General features: G+C 53.1%; 13 protein-coding genes. 2 read left to right on the top strand and 11 right to left on the bottom strand.

From position 1 onward, the window contains the following. Nucleotides 1-2: 2 nt before the first annotated feature. From ACT3TR_RS17150 to ACT3TR_RS17105, 10 genes are all read right to left on the bottom strand, one after another. Nucleotides 3-1,850 carry a protein kinase domain-containing protein gene (locus tag ACT3TR_RS17150; RefSeq protein ID WP_444625889.1) on the bottom strand — a complete coding sequence of 616 codons (1,848 nt, stop codon included), beginning with the start codon at nt 1,848-1,850 and terminating at the stop codon, nt 3-5. Nucleotides 1,851-1,855: 5 nt separating this feature from the next. After that, nucleotides 1,856-3,142 carry a 2-oxo acid dehydrogenase subunit E2 gene (locus ACT3TR_RS17145; protein WP_444625890.1) on the bottom strand — a complete coding sequence of 429 codons (1,287 nt, stop codon included), beginning with the start codon at nt 3,140-3,142 and terminating at the stop codon, nt 1,856-1,858. A gap of 38 nt (nt 3,143-3,180) precedes the next feature. Next, the gene (locus ACT3TR_RS17140; protein WP_444625891.1) at nt 3,181-4,158 is read right to left on the bottom strand and encodes an alpha-ketoacid dehydrogenase subunit beta; all 978 of its coding nucleotides are present in this window, start codon (nt 4,156-4,158) and stop codon (nt 3,181-3,183) included. A 1-nt stretch (nt 4,159) separates the two neighbouring features. Continuing rightward, nucleotides 4,160-5,362, bottom strand: a complete 1,203-nt coding sequence (locus ACT3TR_RS17135) for a thiamine pyrophosphate-dependent dehydrogenase E1 component subunit alpha (RefSeq protein ID WP_444625892.1) — start codon at nt 5,360-5,362, stop codon at nt 4,160-4,162. A gap of 134 nt (nt 5,363-5,496) precedes the next feature. Next, nucleotides 5,497-6,237 carry an ABC transporter permease gene (locus tag ACT3TR_RS17130; RefSeq protein ID WP_444625893.1) on the bottom strand — a complete coding sequence of 247 codons (741 nt, stop codon included), beginning with the start codon at nt 6,235-6,237 and terminating at the stop codon, nt 5,497-5,499. Then, on the bottom strand, nt 6,230-7,192 hold the full coding sequence (locus tag ACT3TR_RS17125; RefSeq protein WP_444625894.1) for an ABC transporter ATP-binding protein: 963 nt from the start codon (nt 7,190-7,192) through the stop codon (nt 6,230-6,232). The genes ACT3TR_RS17130 and ACT3TR_RS17125 overlap by 8 nt, the downstream gene beginning before the upstream one ends. Then, nucleotides 7,189-8,388, bottom strand: a complete 1,200-nt coding sequence (locus ACT3TR_RS17120; protein ID WP_096279873.1) for an ABC transporter permease — start codon at nt 8,386-8,388, stop codon at nt 7,189-7,191. Before ACT3TR_RS17120 ends, ACT3TR_RS17125 begins: the two co-directional genes overlap by 4 nt. 49 nt (nt 8,389-8,437) lie before the next feature. After that, complete coding sequence (osmF, locus tag ACT3TR_RS17115) at nt 8,438-9,379, bottom strand: glycine betaine ABC transporter substrate-binding protein OsmF (protein WP_444625895.1); 942 nt, start codon at nt 9,377-9,379, stop codon at nt 8,438-8,440. 162 nt (nt 9,380-9,541) lie between these two features. Beyond that, entirely contained in the window at nt 9,542-10,930 is a 1,389-nt protein-coding gene (cysS, locus tag ACT3TR_RS17110; protein ID WP_441685537.1) for a cysteine--tRNA ligase, read from the bottom strand. A 24-nt stretch (nt 10,931-10,954) separates the two neighbouring features. After that, nucleotides 10,955-12,634, bottom strand: coding sequence for a glutamine--tRNA ligase/YqeY domain fusion protein (locus ACT3TR_RS17105; RefSeq protein ID WP_444625896.1), 1,680 nt, complete (start codon nt 12,632-12,634; stop codon nt 10,955-10,957). A 193-nt stretch (nt 12,635-12,827) separates the two neighbouring features. On the opposite strand from ACT3TR_RS17105, the gene ACT3TR_RS17100 reads away from it, so the two are divergent. Further along, nucleotides 12,828-13,328 carry a peptidylprolyl isomerase gene (locus ACT3TR_RS17100; RefSeq protein ID WP_444625897.1) on the top strand — a complete coding sequence of 167 codons (501 nt, stop codon included), beginning with the start codon at nt 12,828-12,830 and terminating at the stop codon, nt 13,326-13,328. Nucleotides 13,329-13,345: 17 nt separating this feature from the next. After that, nucleotides 13,346-14,119 carry a UDP-2,3-diacylglucosamine diphosphatase gene (locus ACT3TR_RS17095; RefSeq protein WP_096279863.1) on the top strand — a complete coding sequence of 258 codons (774 nt, stop codon included), beginning with the start codon at nt 13,346-13,348 and terminating at the stop codon, nt 14,117-14,119. A 70-nt stretch (nt 14,120-14,189) separates the two neighbouring features. Here the strand turns inward: ACT3TR_RS17095 and ACT3TR_RS17090 are convergent, their stop codons facing one another. Further along, on the bottom strand, nt 14,190-16,010 hold the full coding sequence (locus ACT3TR_RS17090; RefSeq protein ID WP_096279861.1) for a SurA N-terminal domain-containing protein: 1,821 nt from the start codon (nt 16,008-16,010) through the stop codon (nt 14,190-14,192). Between the last annotated feature and the right edge of the window lie 41 nt (nt 16,011-16,051).

Here is a 16,051-nt window from a genome sequence, read left to right as displayed (position 1 = left end):
CGTTACTGCTTTGCCTGTTTCTTGACATATTCCCGCGGGTCGCGAGGATAAAAGCGCTCAGGCTGCTTCTCAAGGTGAGTAAAATAGCGGGTGTCTTTATAGGGCATTTTCATAAACCCGGATACTCCCAGGCCTTCAATTTCGCTAACCGATGCCAGAATGTTGTCCAGTAGCGTGCCAAACTCACGCTCTTTACCAGGGTCTAGTAACCGGTAGTAACTGTGGATTTTGAGGTGCTGAGGCAGTGCTTCAAAAATAATCATACCGGTGTGGTGAATATCGTTGAGCTGCTGCAGCACTCGCATTATTGAGACAGGCAGCACCAGTAGCTCTTCAGGGTCAGGACCGTCTTCAAAATAGCTGTGCTGGCGCGTACGGTCTTCAAGCTCTGGCATCGCACTTAGCTCATAGCTGATGGTCATCGTTGATTCGCGGACAAATACGTCATCTGCTGAAGCACGCTCTAAGTGCAGGGTCTGGCGAGCATTAAACAGGCAGCTTTTAAATACCCCCTGGCGATGAATGGCCCGGGCCAAGTGCACCATGTTATTGACTGCTTCTATAAAGGCAGGCTTGAGTGCAGGGTCGTGAAGGTTTAGCGAAGAGTCAATGTATACCCCTTCCCGCTCCCAGCGCACTGCCAAACCGCCCACTACGGGGTATTTTCCTAAGCGGCTTACAGAGGCCAAAAATGCTTTTTCAGTCTCGCCCATGCCTTGCATAAACTGCTTGTAATAGCGATCCAGCTGCACATCATTGACGTCATTAAGGGTTTCTTGGGCATTGGCTTCGCGTAGAAAAGCTTTGCGTGAGCTATACACAACGGTATCAATTTCCTGCTGAGCCGGGCGGCCCCAAACAGGCACCAGCGGCACATCGAGAGATGTGGGCAGATCGATCATCACTATTCTGGCCATTCGCGCCATATGATGTAAAAAATAGTCGCCGGCTTTACGCCGAATGTAAGCATCCGGATCCAACATGCCGTCCAAAGTACGCGCAAACTCCATAGGTAAGCCCAGCGAGCAGGCAGGAATAGCCCGGTGGCCAAAGCGGCAGGACTGAGCAGAAGCAAGAGCATACAGAGTGCCCGCAACACCCTGCTCATCAAACCGCGGCGATGAGAGCGCCCCGTTCAACTGCTCCTCTCCGATAAAGTAAACATCTCCTAGGCGGGCATTGGTTTGCTGCAGATTGTCCGACATTAGCTCCATCACGTTGGCGCCAACAAACTGCAGCTCGGCATCTAGCTGAGCAAACACCGATGAGCCCCAGTCGATTAGCGCAATCGATTCGTGCTCAGGGTCATACACCAAATTGGAGGGTTTGATATCACCATGGACCACCGCCCGAGACTTAGGCCCAGATTCCCGCCGCAGAGCCATAACAATATCGGCCAACTGAGCGGCAATGCGCACGATCAAGCGCGCAGAGAGACGCCCCTGCTTAAGCGAGATCTGCTCTAAATTCCAGCCGGGTGCACGCTTCATCACCAGAATAGACTGGCCGCGGGAGCGCTGATAGGTAATCAAGCCGGGGATTCGCGGATGCGAGACCTGATCAAGCATAAACGCCTCTTCTTCAAGGCGCTCTTGCAGATGGGTTGGCAAGGTGATGCGTGAAAACTTAAATACGTAATGAGCGGTAGCACCCTGGCGCGTGGCGCTACCGCCAAATACGAAGCCGTAAGCCCCTTTACCAATTAACTCAATGCCTTGGTAACCTAACTGAGTGAGCTGCGCTTGGCACAGCGCCACCCAGTCTTTAAGCTTACGGGCATCGTGATGACTCAGCAGATATACCGACTGCTCTTCGGGTATATAAAACTGCTGAAGCGGTGCCTGAGACATCAACGTTACGCCAAATGGAGCAGCATGGCGTCCGGCGTTTCCAGAAACCCCTTCCAAGTATTACAAAAGCGCGCGATCGTCCCGCCATCGATAAAGCGATGATCACCTGCCCAGGTAATGGTCATGATGGCACGACGCACAACCGCGCCGCTTTCATCAAAACGCGGCAGCCACTGGGTTTTGCCAATAGCAACAATGGCGGCTTCCGGTGCATTGATAATCGGTGAGGCGTAGGTACCACCTAAAGCGCCGATGTTCGATATGCTAATGGTGCCCCCCTTCAGGTCGGCTTGATCGACTCTCCCCTCGCGGGCTGACGTCGTTAACCGGCCTACTTCACGGGCTATTTCCAGCAAGGTTAGCTGCTCAACGCGTTTAACGTTGGGCACCATCAAGCCCGCTTTACTATCCACCGCCATGCCGATATTGCACTGTGGGTAGTAATGCAGTTCATTGCCCGCCGTATTTAACTGCGCATTGAGAATAGGCGTTTCAGCAACCGCCAGCGCCATCGCTTTCATAAAGAACGGCATTAACGTTAGCCGCTCGCCCTGAGCCTCTGCCATCGGTTTTAAGCGCTCCCTTAACGATAGTAGCGCGGTAACATCAATCTCTTCGCCATAGTGGAAATGCGGAATAGTGCTGGCCGCCTCCACCATACGTTTCGCCATGACGGCCCGTATGCCGCGTAACGGCTCGACCCTGGGCTCGGTGCCGTTGCCGGGCATTGCTAGCGCCGATTGGCTCGATGCCGCGTTAGCAGAGGCAGTAGTTGGCGACGCTTGGTCTAAATGCGCCAGCACGTCCTCTTTTAGCACTCGGCCATCTTTGCCGCTGCTCGCAATGTCCGCAAGCTTTAGGGAGTGCTCACGCACTAAGCGCCTAACGGCAGGGCTTGCAGGGACTTTATAGCCACCCGCGTACTCGCCGCCGGACTTGTGAGCGGCCGTATCCGACGACAAGTCTGAACCATGTTCAGGTAGCTCGACCGGCATTTCATCAGTGCCGGATTGGTCGGCTACCGACGAGGTTACAGAGCCGGCGGGCTCATGCTCAGCGTCAATTTGGTAGGCATAAAGCGGCGCGTGCACTTTAGCAATTTGGCCTTGAGGCACGTAAAGCTTGGTAACAATACCCGCCTCAGGCGCGGTGATTTCAACCAGTGCCTTATCGGTCATGACTTCAACGATCGGCTGATCTTCAGCAATGACGTCACCTTCAGCAACGTGCCACTCGACGACTTCACACTCGACAATACCTTCGCCAATATCAGGTAGTAAAAAATCACTCATTGTTATTCTCCCCATGCGTTTTTAGGCGCTTTCAGCCGCTAAAAGTTAACGCTTTCGCGAATCGCTTCAAAGATTTTCAGGTGATCAGGCATGTACTCTTTTTCCAATACCAGCGGAAAAGGCGTATCAAGCCCTGTCACCCGGGCGATGGGCGATTCAAGGTAGAGAAAACAACGTTCTTGAATGGTGGCAGCAATTTCACCGGCGAAGCCGCCGGTTAATGGCGCCTCATGGCTCACGACTAGGCGGCCTGTTTTAAGCACCGACTCCACGACCGTATCGGCATCCCAAGGCAGCAGCGTGCGCAAGTCAATGACGTCACAGGCGATCCCCTGCTCTTCGGCCAATTCAACGGCTTTACCAATAACTTCCATCTGCGCGCCCCAGCCGACCACGGTGATATCCGTACCTTCTTTGATTACTTCAGCTTCACCAATGGGCAGTTGAAAGTCCTCTTCGGGCACTTCGCCTACCGCGGCGCGATAGAGACGTTTGGGTTCCAGAAAAAGCACTGGGTCCGGGTCACGAATAGCAGCCAGCAGCAACCCTTTGGCCTGATAAGGATTACGCGGCACCACCACTTTTAAACCTGGCGTATGGGTAAAATAGGCTTCTGGCGACTGGGAGTGATAGAGACCGCCCGCGATACCGCCACCGTATGGAGTGCGAATGGTCAGCCCACCGACGTTGAATAGGTCACCTGACCGGTAGCGGAATTTGGCAGTTTCATTGACGATTTGATCGAATGCCGGAAAAATGTAGTCGGCAAATTGAATTTCCGCTACGGGCACTGAGCCTTGGGCTGCCAAGCCATTGGCAAACCCAATAATGCCCTGCTCAACCAGCGGCGTATTGAAGCAGCGCGATTTGCCATACTTCTCCTGCAGATGGCTAGTGGCACGAAACACGCCGCCAAAAATACCCACATCTTCGCCAAAACAAATGACTTTTTCATCTTCTGCCATGGCGATATCCAGGGCGTTATTGATCGCCTGGAGCATATTCATTGTGGCCATGTTACGCCTCTCCCTGAGAATCAGTGCCTGAGCCGACGCCCAAATCTAGCGACTTGGCGCCACGAGGATAGGCATCCGGATAACGACGAATATGCCGCTTAAGCTGATCAAATTGACGCTGCAGCTCGGGGGTAATGTCGGCATATACATCACTGATTAAACTCTCAAGGGGCGGGGATGAGCGTTTTTCAGCGCGCTTCATGGTCTCAAGTACTTCACGACGCAGTGTTTCTTGCTGAGCGGCCTCTTCTTCTTCGCTCCACCACTGCTTTTTCAAAAGCCATTTGTGAAGCCGTAGCACCGGGTCTTTGGCGCGCCACAGTTCTTCTTCGTCTTTAGAACGATAGCCAGAAGGGTCATCCGAGGACGAGTGTGCCGCAAGGCGATAGCTCATCGCTTCAATCAGTACCGGCTGGTTGCGCTCCACGGCGATTTTGCGTGCCTGACGGGTCGCTTCATAGACGGCCAGCACATCGTTACCGTCAACGCGAATAACGTGCATATGGTAGCCAAAGGCACGCGGCGCAATGCCATCAGCCGCAAACTGCTCAACGGCAGGCGTTGAAATGGCATAGCCGTTATTACGACAGAAGAAAATAACCGGGACCTGGTGCACCGACGCCATATTTAACGCGGCGTGGAAATCACCTTCTGATGCGGCACCTTCGCCAAAGAAGGTTAGCGTGCAGTGACCGTTACCCGCGAGCTTTTGCCCATACGCATAGCCCGTTGCCTGTGGGATTTGTGTCGCTAAAGGCGACGAGATGGTCATGTAGTGAAGCTTACGCGACCCATAGTGAATTGGCATTTGCCGACCCTTGCCGTAATCCAGGTCATTGCCGAAGAGCTGATTCATAAACTCGTCAATTGAGAAGCCGCGATACATCAAGGCGCCCTGCTCACGGTACTGTGCCATGATCATATCGGCATCATTAAGAGCCGCAGCGGCTCCCACAACGGCCGCTTCCTCCCCGGTGCACTGCATATAGAAGCTGAGACGCCCTTGGCGCTGAGCCGCCAGCATCCGCTCGTCTAAAATACGCGTAGCGAGCATCGCTTGATAAATACGCCGAGCGTGGTCACGTTCAAGGGCGGGCTCTACGGCGCCTGGGTAAAGATCACCTTCGGGATCAAGCAGGCTAAACGTGGGTATCGAAAGCTCATCACCGGTCATAAAATCCGGCTGGTGTACGTACTTTGTCATGAATATTGTCCTTGTTTTACCCCTTATGAGGGCAGTGTTGCTGGTTAAGACCATTCATGCCAGTGGATTTATCTGCCATTGGCCAACACAACTACTGCGACAGTAACGCAGCACAAGGATTTTAGGGATGCTACTTAAGACGCAGAGAGACGAGAACGCAGCTGGCGTTGCAGCACTTCAAACAGACTATCGACCGATAACGCCAATAACGCAATCGTCAGTGCCCCCTGAACGACATAGGCCATATTGCCATTAACGATGCCGGAAATAATGGGGTCGCCCAGGTTGCTGGCCCCGACGGTCGCGCCTAGTGCGGCCGTGGCAATATTAATCGTCACCGACGTGCGGATGCCTGCCAATATAACTGGGGCCGCTAAAGGCAGCTCTACTTGGCGTAATATTTGTAACGGCGTCATGCCCATTGCATGAGCCGCGGTTATAAGCTCAGCATCAACTTCTTGCAGCCCCGTAAGAGTGTTACGCACAATGGGAAGCAGCCCGTAAAGCATTAACGCCACAATGATAGGCAGCGTACCAAAGCCCAGTACCGGCACTGCCAGCGCTAAAACGGCCACCGGCGGAAAGGTTTGGCCCAATGATGCTACCTGGCCTACCAAAGGGAGAAAGTCACTGCCCCGCTTGCGGGTGACGGCAATCCCCGCTGAGACACCAACGCTAATCGTCACCAGCGCCGCGATGCCGACAACAAAAAGATGGCGTCCGAGTAGCACATAAAAATCGGCGCGACTGTAAATCACCTGCCGAGCATCGGGTTCTATCCAGTGAAAAAGCGGCGCAGCAGCGGACATTCCCACAACGCTGATAAGCAGTAGTGAGATCCACAGCAGCGGCCATCGCCATAGCGAATTACTCACGCGAACTGCCTTTGTCCAGATGGGCTTCTTTTACAATTTTGCGTAACGAAAGCTCGCCGACAGGCACATCATGCTGATCGACAACGGTGAGCCGGTCGCTATGGTCGCGTAGCATCATAGATAGCGCCTGACGCAGTGAAAAGTCCGCGGGAATACGTGACTGGGCAGGCAGCGCTGAACCCAGCGAGTTCATGTGGTCTTTAACCCGCGTTAGTGCCGCTTGTTTCAGGCCCCGCTCAAGGCCGCCTAGCAGCGATTCAACAAAAGGATCGGCGGGATGCTTTAACAGTGCAAGGGGTGAGCCCTGCTGGACAATCCGCCCATCTCGCATGACAACCAAGTGGTCGGCTAGCTTTAGCGCTTCGTCCATATCGTGAGTCACGAACACAATGGTTTTGTGCATTCGCGCCTGCAGTTTTGCTAGTTCATCCTGCAGTTTTTCACGGGTGATAGGATCAAGCGCGCCAAAGGGTTCGTCCATCAGCATAATATCGGGATTGGCAGCGAGTGCGCGCGCAACGCCTACCCGCTGCGCTTGGCCACCCGAAAGCTGATGGGGATATTTATGCCCGAACTCTTCGACCGGCAAGCCCAGCAACTGCATCAGCTCTTCTACACGCGCCTGAACGTCTATTGATGGCCACTTTAACAACCGCGGAACCAGGCCAATGTTGCGCGCCACGCTCCAGTGAGGAAATAGCCCCGTATGCTGAATAACATAGCCAATCCGACGGCGTAGTTTTACCGGGTCGTACGTTTCGATCGACGCTCCATCGAGGATGATTTCGCCCTCGCTATGCGCGATCAAGCGATTAATCATACGCAGCGTCGTCGATTTACCGCAGCCGGAGGTGCCGACTAATGCGCAGAACTTGCCTTTGGGTATCCGTAACGAGATATCGTTTACCGCGATTTCACTGCCAAATCGCTTAGAGACGTGCGCAAGCTCAATCATCTTGCCCCCCCTGGGCGCAGCGCTTCAGCCAGCGCCCCCAAACCTGCATCAACTACGAGAGCCAGCATTAAAATAGGCAATGCGCCAAGCAAAACCATATCCATTGCCGCCTGACCTAAACCTTGAAAAATAAAGGTGCCAAGGCCTCCTGCACCAATCAGCGCCGCCACGGCGGTCAATCCAATAGCTTGAACTGTGGTAATGCGAACGCCCTCTAACAGCACCGGTAGCGCCAGCGGCAGCCGCACCTGCCAAAATCGCTGGCTAGCACGCATGCCCATACCTTTGGCAGCCTCTAATGTCACAGGGCTAACCTCTTCAAGCGCGGTATAGGTGTTACGTACCATGGGAAGCAGGCTGTAGGCTATCAATGCGATTAAAGCAGGCGTTGTGCCAATACCGCTAACGCCAAGCTTGGCTAAAAAAGGCACGTTAACGGCAAGCCAGGCAAGCGGTGCCAGCAGTAAGCCAAACAGTGCAATGCTAGGAATCGTTTGAAGGAAATTGAGTACCGTGAAGGCGACTTTCTGTAGCCGTGCGTAGCGGCGCATTAATAGCGCCAGCGCAAGCCCCAATACAATGCTCACGCTAACGGCAATACCCACCAGCGTCATATGCTGGCCAACAGCGCGGAGAAACAGCTGATCACGCGCTTTAAACTCTTGCACCAAAGCAAGACTATCTAACCAGAGCGTGGCGCACAGCCACCACACTAAGGCAATGCCACTGAGCAACAGTGTGGGCCATAGGCGTGTTAGGTTTAGGCGTAAACGCAGCTCTACCAAACACAGCAACAGTATGAACAGCGTCACCCAGTACCCGGCTCCCAGGCCTAAACGCGCCTGGGCAAGTTCAGGCTCAATTAATAAAAAGCTGCTGACTATTAATCCGAACGGCATTAAGGCCATTAGCATAACCACCGCCGCTAGCAGCGCTTGGTAGTGGCGCTGACTTGGCTGCCACGCTAAAAAACTAATGGCGCAGAACAGTAGCGTGGCTAACAGTGCACCGGGCCAGCCAAACGCTGCCGGGGCACTATAGCCGGTTCCCAATACAATTCGATTGGGGGCCATGCTCACCATGTCTAATGTCCAGAATGCCGCCAGCATGACAATGCTAAGGCTAATCAGCACAGCATTAGGGTTCAGCCCATCTCGGTGGATGCGGGGGGTCGGCAGTGCATCCCGTAGCGACATTAATGAATCATCCTGAGCATCAAAGACTAGTGATTAACGAGATCAGGCGCTACTGATCCAGCGTGTCAAGATAGTCACTGGCCACTTGGGCCGGCGACAAGCCGTTAACCGCCACATCGGCATTAAGCGTTTGCAGCGTATCTAAGTCGAGAGTGACGAACACTTCGTTAAGTAACGCTTCCATTTCCGGATACTCGGACAGGACACTTTCACGTACTACGGGCGCAGGTTGATAAACGGGCTGTACGCCCTTGGCATCTTCCAGAACCACTAAACCCAAGGCTTTTAATCCACCGTCCGTGCCATACGTCATAGCGCCGTTAACACCGCTGGTCTGCTGCGCTGCGGCGCGCATAGTAGCGGCGGTGTTACCTCCGGAAAGCACCAGCAGTTGATCATCGCCCAATGTAAAGCCATAGGCTTGCTGGAACGCTGGAAGCGCTAGCGCTGATTCTACAAACTCAGCACTAGCCGCAAATTTGAACGCGCCACCGTCAGCTAAATAGGCGGCCAGATCATCGAGGCTTACTAGATCATTCTCGGTGGCGACGTCTTCACGGATACTCATTGCCCAGGTGTTGTTAGCGCTAGCAGGCTGTAACCACACTAAGCCTTGCTCGGCATCGCGTTCTCGAACGGTTTCATACGCCTTGTCAGCGTCATTCCACACGCCGCTGTCGGTCATATCAAAGAAGAAGGCGCCGTTCCCCGTGTACTCTGGGTACACATCAATTTCACCAGCTTCTAAGGCTGTACGAACCACGCTGGTAGCGCCTAGCTGCAAGCGGTTTTCGGTAGCAATGTCATTGCGCTCAAGAGTCTGAATAATCAGCTCACCCAGCACGGAACCTTCCGTATCGATTTTTGATGAGACGACCACCGGCTCATTAGCGCTGGCGTAAGAGAATGCCGTCAAAGATACGGCACAGGCGCCGATCAAGGGCTTAACAATGAAGCAATTAGCCATGAAAGAATTAGCAGAAAAGCGCATCTTGGAATTCCTTTTGCAGTGGGCTTTTGTCGACTAAGGCTCTTATCCAGTATAAGAGCCTTCAGCGCCTTGAGTATAAGAGCCTTCAGCGTCTTGAGTATAAAAAGACCCTTAGCGTTTAAGTCAGAGCCTATCTCAGCCAAGCCATTTAATGGATATACGCTAAGGCGCTTCAAAGATCCAAGACGTGCCTTCCCGAGCATCTTTAAGAATAATGCCTAGCGCTGCAAGCTCATCGCGGATTGCATCGGCCTGGGCAAAGTCTTTATTCGCTTTGGCCGCTATGCGCTGCGCTATTTTAGCGTCAATCTCGCTTTCGCTAAGTGGCATAGCCAGCTGCGCGCCCTGCAAGAAGGTTAGTGGCACTTGCTGAAGCAGCCCCAAAATAGCGCCAAGCTGCTTTAACTCAGCGGCCAGGCGAGGCGCTTCTTCAGGCTTTTCCTGCTTGGCGCGATTGAGTTCTCGCGCTAATTCAAACAATACGGCCAGCGCTTCTGGAGAGTTGAAATCATCGTCCATGACCTGAGTAAAACGCTCACGATAGGTCGACGCTGTGCTATTTGCGACGCTAACTTCCACATCCTGCAGCGCCGTGTATAAGCGAGTCAGCGACTTTCTTGCTTCCGTCAGTGAATCTACTGAATAGTTAATAGGACTACGATAATGACTCGCCACCAGCAGAAAACGCACTACTTCGGGGTCGTGTTCGGCCAACACGTCGCGGATGGTAAAGAAATTGCCCAGCGACTTGGACATCTTCTCTTGATTCACACGCACTGCCCCAGCATGCATCCAAGTATTAACGTAAGTTTTGCCAGTGGCCGCTTCGCTTTGGGCAATTTCATTTTCATGATGCGGAAAGGTTAAATCCGGCCCGCCGCCATGAATATCAAACGTATCGCCCAAACAGCAGGTCGACATCGCAGAGCACTCAATATGCCAGCCAGGGCGACCGTTGCCCCAGGGCGACGCCCAGTGAGCCTCGCCCGGTTTAGCCGCTTTCCAGAGGACGAAATCGAGCGGGTCCTCTTTGTTGACATCAATATCAACCCGCGCACCTGAGCGCATATCGTCAAGCTGGCGGTTGTTAAGCTTGCCGTAATTTGCAAATTTACGTACCCGATAATAGACATCTCCATTATCAGCCGCGTAGGCATAACCTTTTTCAATCAGCGTTTCAATCATGGCCACGATATCGCCAATATGCCCGGTGGCGCGCGGTTCGTGACTCGGCGGCAAGACGAATAAACGCGCCTCATCTTCGTGCATGGCTGCGATCATACGCTCAGTCAGTGCCGAGATGCTTTCACCATTTTCATCAGCGCGCTTGAGGATTTTGTCGTCGATATCGGTAATATTGCGTACGTAGTTGACCTCGAAACCACGCTCACGCAAATAGCGCGTGATGACATCAAAGGCGACCATCACTCGGGCATGCCCAAGGTGGCAATAGTCATACACCGTCATGCCGCAAACATACATGCTCACTTTTCCCGCCACTAGCGGGGTGAAAGGTTCTTTGCGTCGCGTCAACGTATTGTAAATATGCATATGCCTATCCATGTTTCTCAGCCCTTAACCCTTCTGCTTGATTTTAGCCCAGCTATCTTTCAGACCCACGGTACGGTTAAACACGAGTTTTTCCGGCGTGGTGTCGTGACGATCAGCACAGAAGTAGCCGACACGTTCAAATTGAAAGCGTGCCTCAGGAGCAGCTTCAGCAAGGCTAGGCTCTCCAATGGCGTGACACACCACCAAAGACTCAGGATTTAAGTGCTCAAGGAAATCGACATCTTTATCACGATCAGGCTGCTCAATGGTGAACAGGTTGTCATACAGACGCACTTCTACCGGCACGCCGTGAGGTGCGCTAACCCAATGAATCACACCTTTAACCTTACGCCCTTCAGGGTTTTTGCCCAGGGTGTCAAAATCAACCGAACAGTGCAGCTCGGCAATCTCACCGGCGGCGTCTTTAATGACCTCATCGCAGCGAATCACATAGCTATTGCGCAAACGGACTTCTTTACCTGGCGCCAGGCGGAAGAATTTTTTGGGCGCATCTTCCATGAAGTCTTCTTGGTCGATGTAGAGTTCCCGAGTGAACGGCACCTTGCGCATCGGCATATCATCGCGCGCTGGGTGCCCAGGCACTTCGTACATTTCTTCGTGGTCTGCCGGAACGTTGGTCAGCACGACTTTCAGCGGCTTCAATACGCACATGGCTCGCGGTGCATTGTCCTCAAGATCCGAGCGAATCGCGTGGGTAAGCATCGCAATATCAACCAAGCCACCATCAGCGCGAGTAACGCCAATCATCTCGCAGAACTTTCGAATAGACGCCGCCGTGTAGCCACGACGACGCATGCCAGAAATAGTCGGCATGCGCGGATCGTCCCAGCCATTGACAATGTTTTCATCGACCAGCAGCTTCAGCTTGCGCTTGGAGGTAAGCGTATAATCCAGATTTAGCCGGGCAAACTCAATTTGGCGCGGTTTGGCAGGCACCGGCAGGTTGTTCAAAAACCACTCGTAAAGGGGGCGGTGATCTTCAAATTCCAAGGTGCAGATTGAGTGAGTAATGCCTTCGATGGCATCCGACTGGCCGTGGGTGAAATCGTAGGAGGGATAAATTTTCCATTTATCGCCCGTTTGGTGATGGCTGGCGTGACGAATACGATAAAGGATGGGGTCGCGAAGATTGATATTAGGAGACGCCATGTCAATTTTTGCACGCACGACTTTTTCACTTTCACCAAACTCACCTTCACGCATGCGCGCTAGCAAATCCAGGTTCTCTTCGACGCTGCGCTCGCGATAAGGGCTAGGCTTGCCTGGCGACGTCAGCGTGCCGCGGTACTCACGAATTTCATCGGGTGAAAGATCGTCGACATAGGCCTTGCCTTCACGCATCAAGTGCTGCGCCCAGGCGTAAAGCTGATCAAAGTAGTCCGAAGCAAAACGCACGGGGCCTGCCCACTCAAAGCCTAGCCAACTGACGTCTTCTTTAATCGCATCAATGTAGGCTTGCTCTTCTTTCGCCGGGTTGGTGTCGTCAAAACGTAAATGACACTCGCCACCCAGCTGCTCCGCCAACCCAAAGTTTAAACAGATCGACTTCGCATGGCCGATATGCAAAAAGCCGTTTGGCTCCGGTGGGAAACGTGTCACGATTTTAGTGACCTGGCCGCCCTCGATTTCGTCGCGTACTTGGTTGCGAATGAAGTTCGGCGCTGGGGTGGTCTCGTTGGTCATGATTGTGTTGATAACCTCTGGTGGATGGCGTACTAAGCAATGAAGGCATGCCGTGAAAACATCCCGTAAAAACATCCCTTAAAAACATAGGATACTACTATGGGCCTTCGCGGTGCAGGGCAAAACAGCTATTATAACGTGACGCCGATGCACAGCGCCAAGGCGAACGCCTTTATTGAACAGGAATTTATCAATGATCGTATTACAGACGAACCACGGTGACATCACCATCGCTCTTAACCATGAAAAAGCGCCGATTAGCGCGGCGAATTTTGAACAATACGTCCGCGACGGATTTTATGACGAAACGTTGTTTCACCGGGTAATCGACGGATTCATGGTTCAAGGCGGCGGTTTTGATAAGAACTTTGAGCAAAAACCTACCCGTGACGCCATTGACAATGAAGCTGACAATGGCTTGAAAAACACTGTTGGCACGCTGGCCATGGCTCGCACCCAGGACCCAAATTCTGCTACTGCGCAGTTTTTCATTAATGTAGGCGCCAATAGCTTCCTAAATCATAGCGGCAAAAACCTGCAAGGCTGGGGCTATGCGGTATTTGGTGAAGTCGTTGATGGTATGGATGTTGTGAACGAGATTAAAAACGTAGCGACTACTCGCCGCGGGATGCACGCCGATGTGCCTGCTGAAGATGTCATTATTGAGCGTGCCTACGTCAAAGACGCTGAATAACGAAGGCCGGGAGCTTTATGCGCACACTGCTTGTTGCAGATCTGCATCTGAGTAGCGATACCCCTGAGCTTAATCAGGGGTTTTATGACTACCTAGAACACACCGCCTCTGGCGCCGATGCCCTATATATTCTGGGTGACTTATTTGATGCTTGGATTGGCGATGACCTTCTTGACGCTACCGCCCATCCGCTCAGCCGGGTTGCACAAGAAGTTATTCAGCGCTTACGTAAGCTGAGTGACGATGGCACCCACATCTATCTGATGCACGGTAACCGCGACTTCCTGCTGGGTGAGCGCTTCGTAGCGGCCTGCCAGGCAACGTTGCTGCCTGATGTTCACGAGGTGGAAATTCAGGGCATCCCCGTTGTATTACTGCACGGCGATAGCCTGTGCACCATGGATCAGGCCTATATGGCTTTTCGAGCACAGTCGCGTAATCCAGAGTGGCAAACACAGATGCTTGCCCTGCCTTTAGAGCAGCGCTTGGAGCTAGCCAAAAGTCTGCGTTTGCAGTCAGGGGAAGCCAACGCAACGAAGGCCGAGGCAATCATGGATGTTACGCAGCAAGAGGTCACGTCGCTGATGGAGCGCTACAGCGTTGCCACCATGATTCACGGCCACACACATCGCCCATTGGTACATGATGTGACGGTGGAAGGCGTTCCAGCCAAGCGCTATGTGCTGGGCGACTGGGATGCCCAGCATGGCTGGGATATCGTTATTGAGACCACTGGCATAGCTACGCCACAGCTACGCCAATTCACACTGGCCCAACTGCCCAGCGCCTGATTATTGAGTCGCTTCACTAAAAAAGCCGATCACGAAGATCGGCTTTTTTTTGCAAACAGGCAATACGATTTTAACGCTCGATGTCTGCATCGCTGTGCAGATCCTCAATCAACCCCTGTAGAACGGATTGAGCGCGTAGCTGCTCAGACATTTGGGTGACAAACGTCTGCATTTGCTCATCGACTTCCCCATCGCTAACGCTATCGAGCGCCACAATGGCGACGCCTTGCGGCAGTTCAACCGATGCATAGACACTCTGATCTTCTTCAGGGTGCTTCATGCGGAAAGCTTCTTGCACAATGGATTGAGGCACCGTGGTATCGGCCTGGCGACTAACGTTATCAGCCTCTAGCCAGTCAATATCGGCTTGGCCGCTACCTTTCAGCTGGGTGATTAACGCCTGTGCTTCTTCTCGTAACGCCTGCTGCTGCTGTTCGGCTGCTACAGAAATCTCAACCTCTTCTCGCACATCATCAAGCGATAGCAGCGTAGCATCGCGCTGTTCGGCAACCCGCAGCACCATGCGCCGATCCGGATCGAGCTCAATCACTTCGCTGTTATAGCCTTCCTCCAGTACGTCGCTACTGAAAGCAGCCGACATCACGCCAGGTTCAGACAGCACTCCCTCGCTTTGATCATCGCGGCCAAGCCAGTCACTTTCATTGAGCGTTAAGCCAATCTGGTCGGCAACGCCTTGCAAGTCATCCGCGGCAAAGCTTTCATCGATTAGCTTCTGAGCCTGCTGATTAAAATCACTATCAACATCACGCAGGGCTACTTCACGCGCTAGCTCATTACGCTGCTCTTCAAACGAAGGGCCTTGGATATCCGTTACTTGGATAATATGGAAAGCACCGTCCAACTCTACAGGCTGAGAAATGCCACCTTCCTCAAGGCCAAAGGCAGCCTCATCAAACGCATCGCCAAAGAAACCGCGGCTAATAACCCCAAGATCACCGCCCTCTTCAGCGCTGGCGGTATCGTCAGAGTAGCGTAACGCGGCTTCCTCAAAAGACTCACCGCCATCCAGTGCATCGCGTGCGGTTTCGGCTAAGGCCTGAGCCTCGTCACGGGAGCGTTCACCACCAAAGGTAACCATGATGTGCGAAACGCGGCGGTCAGCATCACGATTTTGCTCGCGCCATGCATCCAGTAGCGCGCCTTCATCGACCTCACTCTCTTGCGCCATCGCGCTACGGTCAAGTAATACGTACTCAAGGCGTACCTGCTCAGGCCGTTCAAAGCGGGCTTGATTAGCGTCGTAATAAGTCTGCATTGCCTCTTCGCTGACGGCGATATCAGCTTCTAAATCTGAGCCATCTAATACGACATAGCGGAAATTACGCTGCTGACGCTGTAGCTCTGCCAAGCGGCTCTGCTCATTAGGTAGGCTAAAGTCGCTAAAAGCGAGGCCCTGCTGCAAATGCTGGCGCTGGATATCAACGCGTAATTCATCGCGGAACAACATCGGCGTATAGCCGGCACCCGCTAAGCGATTACGAAATACGTCAGCGGAGAAACGTCCATCCTGATCATGAAACTCAGGCAGGCCGACAATCATCTGATCTAACTGCTCATCAGAAACGCTAAAACCACCGTCTTTAGCATACTGAGATAGCAGTTGCTGAGTGATGAGCTGATCGAGCATATCGCTACGCAAGGCGCGCTCTTGCTCTGGTGGCACCTGCCCTGAACGGAGCGCTCGCTGCACCTCTAGCTCAACCTGCTGACGCATAATTGGCTGGCCATTAACGCTCGCCACTTCATTCGGATCACTACCAAAAAGCCCGAACAGTGACTCAATCCCGAAAAATGCCATGGCCGCGACCATAACACCGATAATAATTTTGGCACCCCAGCTCCTGGAGCCATCTCGAATACTTTGCAGCATGCTAGCCTCAGATAGTCACAGCCAAACACATCGACCCGCCA

This window comes from Halomonas sp. AOP12-B1-6, from assembly GCF_052379225.1.
GTDB classification, from domain to species: Bacteria; Pseudomonadota; Gammaproteobacteria; order Pseudomonadales; family Halomonadaceae; genus Vreelandella; species Vreelandella casei.
Note: the sequence above shows the minus strand (reverse complement) of the source record. Positions and strands in the feature narration are given on the sequence as shown.

What these genes read in the sequence shown, in the direction of transcription:
- ACT3TR_RS17105 (WP_444625896.1), bottom strand. Translation starts at nt 12,634, where the DNA reads ATGACCAACGAGACCACCCCAGCGCCGAACTTCATTCGCAACCAAGTA.
- ACT3TR_RS17100 (WP_444625897.1), top strand. Translation starts at nt 12,828, where the DNA reads ATGATCGTATTACAGACGAACCACGGTGACATCACCATCGCTCTTAAC.
- ACT3TR_RS17145 (WP_444625890.1), bottom strand. Translation starts at nt 3,142, where the DNA reads ATGAGTGATTTTTTACTACCTGATATTGGCGAAGGTATTGTCGAGTGT.
- ACT3TR_RS17095 (WP_096279863.1), top strand. Translation starts at nt 13,346, where the DNA reads ATGCGCACACTGCTTGTTGCAGATCTGCATCTGAGTAGCGATACCCCT.
- ACT3TR_RS17150 (WP_444625889.1), bottom strand. Translation starts at nt 1,850, where the DNA reads ATGTCTCAGGCACCGCTTCAGCAGTTTTATATACCCGAAGAGCAGTCG.
- ACT3TR_RS17090 (WP_096279861.1), bottom strand. Translation starts at nt 16,010, where the DNA reads ATGCTGCAAAGTATTCGAGATGGCTCCAGGAGCTGGGGTGCCAAAATT.
- ACT3TR_RS17140 (WP_444625891.1), bottom strand. Translation starts at nt 4,158, where the DNA reads ATGGCCACAATGAATATGCTCCAGGCGATCAATAACGCCCTGGATATC.
- osmF (WP_444625895.1), bottom strand. Translation starts at nt 9,379, where the DNA reads ATGCGCTTTTCTGCTAATTCTTTCATGGCTAATTGCTTCATTGTTAAG.
- ACT3TR_RS17120 (WP_096279873.1), bottom strand. Translation starts at nt 8,388, where the DNA reads ATGTCGCTACGGGATGCACTGCCGACCCCCCGCATCCACCGAGATGGG.
- ACT3TR_RS17125 (WP_444625894.1), bottom strand. Translation starts at nt 7,192, where the DNA reads ATGATTGAGCTTGCGCACGTCTCTAAGCGATTTGGCAGTGAAATCGCG.
- cysS (WP_441685537.1), bottom strand. Translation starts at nt 10,930, where the DNA reads ATGCATATTTACAATACGTTGACGCGACGCAAAGAACCTTTCACCCCG.
- ACT3TR_RS17135 (WP_444625892.1), bottom strand. Translation starts at nt 5,362, where the DNA reads ATGACAAAGTACGTACACCAGCCGGATTTTATGACCGGTGATGAGCTT.